We start from the raw sequence: 8663 nt of genomic DNA on the forward strand, positions 1-8663 counted from the left end.
GGCGCCGCCACCGGCCGGCTCGATCCGCGGCGGTACGGAGCTGCCGACGGGCGCGATCCGCGGCGGTACGCGGTCGTCAGCCGGTGTGCTCCCCGTCGGTGCGGTGCCGTACCGCCGAGCCCTGACGCTCCTTGACCACTTCGAGCTGGGCGGGGATACGGCGGCGCAGATCGGCGACATGGCTGACGATGCCGACGCTGCGGTCCCGTTCGCGCAGCGAGTCCAGTACGTCGAGCACTTCGTCGAGGGTCTGGTCGTCGAGGCTGCCGAAGCCCTCGTCGATGAAGAGGGTGTCCAGTCGTACGCCTCCGGCCTCGTCGGTGACGACATCGGCGAGGCCGAGTGCCAGGGCGAGCGAGGCGAAGAAGGTCTCGCCGCCCGAGAGCGTCGCCGTGTCCCGTTCACGGCCGGTCCAGGCGTCGACGACGTGGAGGCCCAGACCCGACCTGCGGCCTCCCGTGCGGGCGTCGGAGTGCACCAGCGTGTAGCGCCCGGACGACATGCGCCGGAGCCGGGCGGTGGCCGCCGCGGCGACCTGCTCGAGCCGGGCGGCGAGCACGTACGACTCCAGCCGCATCTTGCGCTCGTTGTCGGCGGAGGTGCCCGCGGTGAGCCCGGCCAGCCGTGCCACCCGGTCGTACTCCTCGCGCAGCGGGCCGAGTCCGCGCACCTCGCGCCCGGCCTCCCGGGAGAGCCGGGCGAGTTCGGCGCGGCGTTCGCGCGCGGCGGCCAGCGCGGCGGTGGCGTCCCGCAGCGACCGCTCGGCCGTGTCGTACGCGGCCTGCGCCCCGGCCACGTCGGCCCGCGGGCGGTCGGCGGCGGCCCGGGTCCCGGGCTCGGCCAGCCGGTCGGCCACCGCCGCCTCCTCGGCCTGCCAGGCGTCGACGAGACGCTGGAGCTCGCGCTGCGCGGCGTCGTCGAGCAGGGCCCCGGCGGCGGCGTGCGGGGTGTCGAACCCGGCCCGGAACGCGGCGTCGGCGAGCCGGCCGTCGGCGTCCTTGCGGCGCCGCGCGGCCGTCTCCTCCTCGCGTACCGCCTCGGCTGCCGTGGCCAGCAGCGCGACCCGGCGCTCCAGCAGCGCGGCGTGTTCGGTGACGCTCGCGGCCTCGCCCCGGGCGGTCGCCAGCTCGGCCTCCAGGGCCGCCTGTTCGCGGTCCAGGGCCTCGCGCTGGGAGGTGCGGGCCGCGGCGCGGCGTTCGGCGAGGCGGCGTCCGTCGAGACGTTCGGCCTGTTCCCGCTCGGCGGCGGCAAGTGCTTCGCGTGCGGCGTGCGTGCCGGACGCGGTGCGGTGGGCCTCGGCGTGCTGGGCTGCCAGCCGGTCGACGAGGACGGTGAGTTCGGCGGCCGCGGGGTCGGCCCGCTCCCCCGGCTCCTGCTCCGGCGCCCTCGCGGCCGCGCGGGCCACCGTGTGCCGCTCGCGTACGGCCGCGAGTTCGCGGTCGGCCCGGGTGCGCGCGTCCTCGGCGTGCCGGTACGTGTCGAGCGCCTGCTCCTCGGCCGCTTTGTCGACATGTCCATCGGCGGCGCGGGCCGGTCGGGGGTGCTCGGCCGAGCCACAGACCTGGCACTCCTTGCCGTCCACCAGTTCGGCGGCCAGCTCCGCGGCGATGTCGCGGAGCCGTCGCTCGCGGAGGTCCAGCCAGGTCTCACGGGCCGTCGCGGCCCGGTCGCGGGCCTCGGTCAACTGCCCGTCGGCTGCCGAGACCAGGGCGGCGAGGGAGTCGCGGCGAAGGGCGGCGGCCAGCCGGGCGCGGGCGGGCTCCAGCCGTCCCGCGAGCTGCTCCGCGCGGGTGGCGGCGTCCTGGGCCGCCTCGATGCGGGCCCGCAGTCCGTCGCGGGTGGTCTCCCAGTCGGCGAGCCAGGTCTCCGCCTCGCGGATCAGCTCGTCGTCGGCCCGCGCCTGATGCTCCAGCGCGGCCCGCTCGGTGTCGATGCGTGCGCTGCGCCGTTCGGCCCGCCGGGCGGCCTCCAGGGCGCCGAGCTCCTGGCGCAGCCGCCGCTCCAGTTCCGCCAGCTGTTCGGCACCGGCCTCGGTGAGGCTGCCGGGCAGCGCGGCGCGGGCGTGGTCGCGGTTCCGGCCGGCCTCGCGGTGGGCTCGCTCGGCCTCCTCGCACAGCTCCAGGGCGGGCGCGACGAGCTCCGCCTTGCGGGCCCGGGCGAGGCGTTCGCGGTGCCGGTCGTGGTCGGGGCGGCGGTCTTCCAGGGCGGCGGAGCGCCGGAGCGTCTCGGCGTGGCGCTGCTGGAGTACGGCGAGTTCACGGCTGCGGTCGAGGGCCTGGCGGGCCGCCGACTGGCGCTCCTCGGCCGCCTCCAGGAGGCAGGCGGCGATGTCGAGCCGTTCGCGGGCGGCGCTGCGGGCCGTCGCCGCCCACGCCAGCACACCGTCGGCGAGCCCCGGATCACCGGCCCGGAGTTCGGGGAGCGGAACCTCGCGCCCGGCGGGGCCGGCGGCCTGGGCGATCCGCTGGGCGACCGCGAGGACGCGTTCGTCGCCGGCCCTGACCTCGGTCTCGGCGCCTCGGCGCAGCTCGGCCAGGCGGTCCTCCACGGCGGCGAAGCGGTGGGTGTCGAAGAGTCTGCCGAGCAGCTTGCCGCGGGCCTCGGCGTCGGCCCGCAGAAAACGCGCGAAATCGCCCTGTGGCAACAGCACCACCTGGCAGAACTGCTCCCGGCTCATCCCGATGAGCCGGGTGATCTCCTCGCCGATCTCCTGGTGCGAGCGGCTGAGGGGCCGCCAGCCGTGGTCGGGGTCGTACGCGCGCAGGTGGCTCTGTGCCCGCTCGGTGGTGAAGCCGCTGCCCTTCTTCTTGGGCCGCGGCTGGGCGGGGCGCCGGGTCACCTCGAGGCGGCGGCCGCCGACGGTCAGCTCCAGCGTGATCTCGGTGACGAGATCCGTCGGGGCGTGGTCGCTGCGCAGGGAGGTGCCGGGGCTCTGGCGGGCGCCGGGCACGGCGCCGTACAGGGCGTAGCAGACGGCGTCGAGGACCGAGGTCTTCCCGGCACCGGTGGGGCCGTGCAGCAGGAAGAGCCCGGCCGACGAGAGGGCGTCGAAGTCGATCTCCTGGGTGGTGCCGAACGGCCCGAAGGCGGTGACGGCGAGCCGGTGCAGCCTCAATGGTCCACCTCGCGCCGGCCGTCCGTCACGCGGACGTGGTCGAAGGCGCCGCGCAGCACGGTGCGTTCCTGTTCGTCGGCCGCGGCGCCGCCGCGTACATGGGCCACGAAGTCCTCCGCGATCTGCTGGTCGTCGCGTCCCCTGAGGCGCTGGGCGTAGGAGGCGTGCGGGTCCTCGGGGGCCCGGTCGGGCTCGAAGACGAGGCTGAGCGTGTGCGGGAACCGTTCGGCCAGCCGGGCCATCGGCTCGTCCGGGCGGACCGGGTCGGTGAGGGTGGCCTCGACCCAGGACTCCCGGTGCCGTTCCAGCGCGGGATCGTCGAGGAGCCGGTCGAGGTGTCCGCGGAGCCGGGCGAGCGGGCGGGGCACCGGGCAGCCGACGCGCTCGGCGGTGACGGCGCCCATGGCGTCCAGTTCGATCAGCCACATGGTCTTGCGGTGGGCGGCCTCGGAGAAGGAGTACGCGAGCGGCGAGCCCGAGTAGCGGACGCGCTCGGTGAGGGTCTGGCTGCCGTGCAGGTGCCCGAGGGCCACGTAGTCGACGCCGTCGAAGACCCCGGCGGGTACGGCGGCCACCCCGCCGACGGTGATGTCTCGCTCGCTGTCGCTGGGCTCGCCGCCCGCGACGAAGGCGTGCGCGAGTACCACGGACCGGGTGCCGTCGGGGCGGGCCGCCAGATCCGCGCGGACCCGTTCCATGGCCGCGGCGAGCACCGCTTCGTGGCCCGCCCGGTCCGCCTTGAGGACGTCCTTCACCAGGGCGGGTTCCAGGTACGGCAGCCCGTAGAAGGCCACCTCGCCGTGGGCGTCGCGCAGGACGACGGGGGTGGCGCAGTCGGCGGGGTCGGTGCGCAGATGGATCCCGGCCCGCCCGATGAGGCCCGCGCCGACGCCGAGCCGGCGCGCCGAGTCGTGGTTCCCGGAGATCATCACGGTGGGTACGCTCTCGGCGGCGAGCCGGTGCAGCGCGTCGTCGAAGAGCTCGACGGCGGCGAGCGACGGCACGGCCCTGTCGTACACGTCGCCCGCGACGACGACCGCGTCCACCTCGCGCTCGCGCACCGTCGCCACCAGATGGTCCAGGTAGGCGGCCTGCGCGTCGAGCAGCGGGACCCGGTGGAACGATCGGCCCAGGTGCCAGTCCGACGTGTGCAGAATTCTCAAGACCCGGCTCCGACCCGCATCGTTCTCTTCCTCCGCCCCGGGACCCGGCCGCCGCGCACCACGACCGGCCCCTCACAGTCTCGCATCACCGCCGGCCGTGTCCGGGCCACGGCCACAATCCGGTCCGCGGACCGCTCCGGGAACGGGTCCGCAAGACCCGGTCCGCTTCCGCCGCCCCGCGGACCGGTGGCGGTCAGGCGTCCCCGTACGCCTCTCCGCCCAGTTCCAGCTCGGCCTCGCCCGCCGTCGCGTCGGCCAGCCAGCCCCGGAATGCCTCGACGTCGGCGTCCGGCAGCCCGATCTCGATGACGACGGCCTCCGCGTAGCGGACCTCGCGCACGGAGCGGCCGGTGGCGCGGAGGTCGTTCTCCAGCCTGCCCGCGCGCTGGTGGCCGACGGTGATCGTGGCGAGGCGGAACCGGCGGCGGGTGACGGTGCCGAGTGCGTCGATGGCCTCGCCGACCACTCCCCCATAGGCCCTGATCAGTCCGCCCGCACCGAGCTTGACCCCGCCGTAGTAGCGGGTCACGACAGCGACGACGTAACGCATCTCCCGGCGGGTCAGCATCTGGAGCATGGGCACGCCCGCGGTGCCGCCGGGCTCCCCGTCGTCACTCGCCTTCTGTACGGAGGCGTCGGCGCCGATCACGTACGCGAAGCAGTTGTGGGTGGCGGTCGGGTGCTCGGCGCGGATGCGTGCGACGAATTCCTGCGCCTCCCGCTCGGTGGCGGCGGGGGCGAGCGCGCAGATGAACCGCGATCGGTTGATCTCGGTCTCGTGCACGCCCGCTTCGGCGACTGTCCGGTACTGCTCCTGCATCCGGCCACCCTATGCCCCGGGCGGGAATGGTCCGGGGCCGCCGTCCGTTGTCCGGATCATGTACGCAGACGACGAGACGATCCGCCGGATTCTCCGGGACACCGGCGACACCTGGGCCGTGGTGGGCCTGTCCGACAACCGCTCGCGCGCGGCCTACCGGGTCGCGGAGGTGCTCCAGCGCTTCGGCAAGCGGGTGGTCCCGGTGCACCCGAAGGCCGAGCGGGTGCACGGCGAGGACGGCTACGCATCGCTGGCCGACATCCCCTTCCCGGTCGATGTGGTGGATGTGTTCGTCAACAGCGAGCTGGCGGGCGGGGTGGCCGACGAGGCGGTCGCGGCGGGCGCCAAGGCCGTCTGGTTCCAGCTCGGTGTGATCGACGCGGCGGCGTACGACCGTACCCGGGCGGCCGGGCTGGACATGGTCATGGACCGGTGCCCCGCGATCGAGATCCCGGCCCTGAACGGCTGACGCCGGAGCACGCGCGCTTCGTCCGGATGTGCGCGGTGTCGCGGCGGGCACCCGGCTGGGACAATGACCTGCTGTGACTACTTCGACCGCACCTGCCGTCACCCACAGTCGTGCCGGGCTCGCCGGGCAGCTGGCGGCGCTCGGTGTGGAGCCGGGCGGGGTCCTTCTGGTGCACGCCTCGATGCGTGCGGTGGGCCCGGTGTCCGGTGGGGCCGGTGCGGTGGCCGGCGCGCTGCGGGATGCCCTCGGGGCGGACGGCACGATCGTCGTCCCCGCCTTCACCCCGGAGAATTCCGACACCTCGCCGCACTACCTCGACCGGGTGCGCGGCCTGGACGACCGGGGCCGGGAGGCGGTGCGGGCGGGCATGCCGCCGTTCGACGCGGCGGCCTCGCCCGCGCCGTCCATGGGCCGCCTGGCGGAGGCCGTACGGCTCGGTCCGGGCGCGGTGCGCAGCGGGCACCCGCAGACGTCCTTCGCCGCCGTCGGCCCGTGGGCCCCGAATCTGCTGGCGAACCACCGCCCCGACTGCCACCTGGGTGAGGACTCGCCCCTGGCCCGGCTCTACGAGTCACGGGCCCAGGTCCTGCTGCTGGGCACGGGCTTCGGCACCTGCACGGCCTTCCACCTCGGCGAGTACCGCGTACCCGCCCCGCCCCGCCGGACCTACCGCTGCGTGGTGACGGCCGGGGGCCTGCGCCAGTGGTGGGAGTACGAGGACGTCGCGCTGGACGACAGCGACTTCGCGGCCCTGGGCGCGGACTTCACCCGTGCCTGCGGCCCCCTGGTACGCACCGGCCCGGTGGGCTCCTCGACGAGCCGCCTCTTCCGCATCACCGACGCCGTGGACTTCGCCACCCACTGGCTTCCGCCCCACCGCACTCCCGCCCCGCTCCGGGCCCTCTGTTCCGAGCACGGCTGAGCCTTTCCCGCGTCGGCTCCGGCCGCCTCAGCGTGGGGGTGGGACGGAGACCGTCATCGTGATCTCGGCCGGTCCGGGGCCGTCGTTGCGGTAGGTGTGCGGGTGGTGTGCCTCGAAGGAGGCGGAGTCGCCGGCCGGGACGGCGTAGGCGGTGCCGTCGACGATCAGGGTGAGCTCGCCGGCGGTGACGTGGAGCAGTTCGACGGTGCCCTCGGGGTGCGGGTCGGAGGTGGTGCCCTCGCCGGGCATGAGGCGCCAGGACCAGAGTTCGAGCGGTCCGCGCGCTTCCGCGCCGATGTGGAGGATGCCGGAGCTGCCCGCCTCGGTGGACCACAGGCACACCGCCTGGTTCCCGGGCACCAGCTGGACCGGTGAGCCCTGTTCGTGGTCGAGGAGTGTCGTGATGCTGACGCCCAGCGCGTCGGCCAGCTTGACCGTGGTGCCGACGCTCGGGTTGGTGCGGGCCTGCTCGATCTGGATGATCATGCCGCGGCTGACCCCGGCGCGGGCGGCGAGCACGTCCAGGGTGAAGCCGCGCTCCCCCCGCCACCGCTTGAGATTGCGGGCCAGCGCCTGGGTGAGCTGATCGAGATCTGCCACATTCCGTCCAAGGCTCTGGATGAAAAGGTCAAGGGAATCGCACTGTACTGCGCGATCAACCGGCGGGCGGGTTCTCCGGCTCGGTCGCTTCCGCCAGGGCCAGCAACTGCTCCGGGGTGGCATCCGCCGGTATCGGGACCGGCGCGGGGGTGCGCAGGGGCGGCTGCCAGCCCTTCTCGGGGTCCCAGCTGCGTACGACGCGGGCGGGGGCACCGGCCACCACCGCGTGATCGGGCACCGTGCCCCGTACCACCGCGCCGGCGGCCACCACCACGTTGCGCCCGAGTACGGCACCGGGGAGGATCACCGCCCCGGTGCCGATCCAGCAGCCGGGGCCGATGGCTACGGGTTCCATCCGGGGCCACTGCCGGCCGACCGGTTCGTCGGGGTCGTCGTAACTGTGGTTCGTGGACGTGATGTAGACGTAGGGCCCGCAGTACGTGTCCGGGCCGATGGTCACCCGGGTGTCGGCGACCACGTGGCTGCCGCGGCCGAGCACCACCCCGTCGCCCAGGGTCAGGATCGGGTCGGGGCCGAGGTCCAGGTCGGGCATGAGTCCGGCCGTCAGCGTGACCTGTTCACCGATCACACAGTGCGCGCCCAGTTCGATCCACCGTTCGCCGAAGACCGTGCCCTGCGGAAAGGCCAGCCGGGTGCCCTCGCCGATCCGTCGGAAGCGCAGCGTGCCGGGGCGGTCCGCGGTGACCGCGCCCGTCTCCCGTACCCAGCGCCAGCCGCGGTGCACGGCCCGGGACAGGGCACGGCGCCGCCAGGCGGCAAGGGAGGAGAACGTGTTCCAGGTCGTCGGCACTCGCTCACGGTAGTCGGCGGTGCCCGCCCCGATCGCCGTGACGGCCTGTGATGTTCACCCCACTCAGCCATCTCCCGCGGCCCGTCGCATACCGTTCCCCTGCCGCGGCCGGACGGCCGCGGCCGCACATGAAGCCGAGCACGAAGACCCGAGCACGAAGACCTGACCACGAAAGGAGCGCGCCATGGCTGAACAGGCGTTGATCACGGGGCTGGGCGGCAAGGAGCCCGACATCGACGCGGAGGCCTTCACGGCGCCGACCTCGGTGGTCGTCGGCGAGGTCACACTGGCCGCGGGTGCCAGCGTCTGGTACCAGGCCGTGCTGCGCGCCGACTGCGCCCCGATCAGCATCGGGGCCGGCAGCAATGTCCAGGACAACTGCAGTGTCCACGGCGACCCCGGCTTTCCCGTCACGGTCGGTGAGCGTGTCTCGGTCGGGCACAACGCCGTGCTCCACGGCTGCGCGGTGGAGGACGACGTCCTGGTGGGCATGGGCGCGACCGTCCTCAACGGCGCCCGAATCGGCGCGGGTTCGCTGATCGCGGCGCAGGCACTGGTCCCGCAGGGGATGCAGGTGCCCCCGGGTTCGCTGGTCGCCGGGGTCCCCGCCAAGGTCAAGCGGCAGCTGACCGAGGAGGAGCTCGAGGGCATCCGGTTCAACGCGGTGGGGTACGTGGAGCTCGCCAAGGCCCACCGCCGCGCCCACGAAGGCTGAGCGGGCAGGCCGGAGACGTGTGACGGGCGCGGCCGGTGCGGCCGCGCC

8 protein-coding genes are annotated in these 8663 nt (G+C 74.6%); 3 read left to right on the top strand and 5 right to left on the bottom strand.

The genetic code is table 11. The annotated features are described in order from the left end of the window. Nucleotides 1-76: 76 nt before the first annotated feature. The 3 genes from ACFCV8_RS14410 to ACFCV8_RS14420 all read right to left on the bottom strand — a co-directional run bounded on the left by ACFCV8_RS14410 (nt 77) and on the right by ACFCV8_RS14420 (nt 5098). Nucleotides 77-3115, bottom strand: a complete 3039-nt coding sequence (locus ACFCV8_RS14410) for an AAA family ATPase (protein WP_376685644.1) — start codon at nt 3113-3115, stop codon at nt 77-79. Further along, nucleotides 3112-4278, bottom strand: coding sequence for an exonuclease SbcCD subunit D (locus ACFCV8_RS14415; protein WP_376685645.1), 1167 nt, complete (start codon nt 4276-4278; stop codon nt 3112-3114). Before ACFCV8_RS14415 ends, ACFCV8_RS14410 begins: the two co-directional genes overlap by 4 nt. A 193-nt stretch (nt 4279-4471) precedes the next feature. Then, nucleotides 4472-5098 carry a YigZ family protein gene (locus ACFCV8_RS14420; RefSeq protein WP_376685646.1) on the bottom strand — a complete coding sequence of 209 codons (627 nt, stop codon included), beginning with the start codon at nt 5096-5098 and terminating at the stop codon, nt 4472-4474. A gap of 58 nt (nt 5099-5156) precedes the next feature. Here ACFCV8_RS14420 and ACFCV8_RS14425 point away from each other — a divergent pair, with 58 nt between their 5' ends. Both ACFCV8_RS14425 and ACFCV8_RS14430 read left to right on the top strand, forming a co-directional pair. After that, on the top strand, nt 5157-5567 hold the full coding sequence (locus ACFCV8_RS14425; RefSeq protein ID WP_376685647.1) for a CoA-binding protein: 411 nt from the start codon (nt 5157-5159) through the stop codon (nt 5565-5567). A 73-nt stretch (nt 5568-5640) separates the two neighbouring features. Then, a complete protein-coding gene (locus ACFCV8_RS14430; RefSeq protein WP_376685648.1) occupies nt 5641-6489 on the top strand; it encodes an aminoglycoside N(3)-acetyltransferase in 849 nt (282 codons plus the stop codon). A 27-nt stretch (nt 6490-6516) separates the two neighbouring features. Here the strand turns inward: ACFCV8_RS14430 and ACFCV8_RS14435 are convergent, their stop codons facing one another. Together ACFCV8_RS14435 and ACFCV8_RS14440 are read right to left on the bottom strand one after the other, a co-directional pair. Further along, on the bottom strand, nt 6517-7089 hold the full coding sequence (locus tag ACFCV8_RS14435; protein WP_376685649.1) for a helix-turn-helix domain-containing protein: 573 nt from the start codon (nt 7087-7089) through the stop codon (nt 6517-6519). Between the two features lie 55 nt (nt 7090-7144). Further along, nucleotides 7145-7900, bottom strand: a complete 756-nt coding sequence (locus ACFCV8_RS14440; RefSeq protein WP_376685650.1) for an acyltransferase — start codon at nt 7898-7900, stop codon at nt 7145-7147. Between the two features lie 184 nt (nt 7901-8084). Here ACFCV8_RS14440 and ACFCV8_RS14445 point away from each other — a divergent pair, with 184 nt between their 5' ends. Further along, complete coding sequence (locus ACFCV8_RS14445; RefSeq protein WP_376685651.1) at nt 8085-8615, top strand: gamma carbonic anhydrase family protein; 531 nt, start codon at nt 8085-8087, stop codon at nt 8613-8615. Nucleotides 8616-8663 lie beyond the last annotated feature (48 nt).

It is taken from the genome of Streptomyces sp. NPDC056347, from assembly GCF_042262625.1.
GTDB lineage: Bacteria > Actinomycetota > Actinomycetes > Streptomycetales > Streptomycetaceae > Streptomyces.

What these genes read in the sequence shown, in the direction of transcription:
- ACFCV8_RS14420 (WP_376685646.1), bottom strand. Translation starts at nt 5,098, where the DNA reads ATGCAGGAGCAGTACCGGACAGTCGCCGAAGCGGGCGTGCACGAGACC.
- ACFCV8_RS14425 (WP_376685647.1), top strand. Translation starts at nt 5,157, where the DNA reads ATGTACGCAGACGACGAGACGATCCGCCGGATTCTCCGGGACACCGGC.
- ACFCV8_RS14445 (WP_376685651.1), top strand. Translation starts at nt 8,085, where the DNA reads ATGGCTGAACAGGCGTTGATCACGGGGCTGGGCGGCAAGGAGCCCGAC.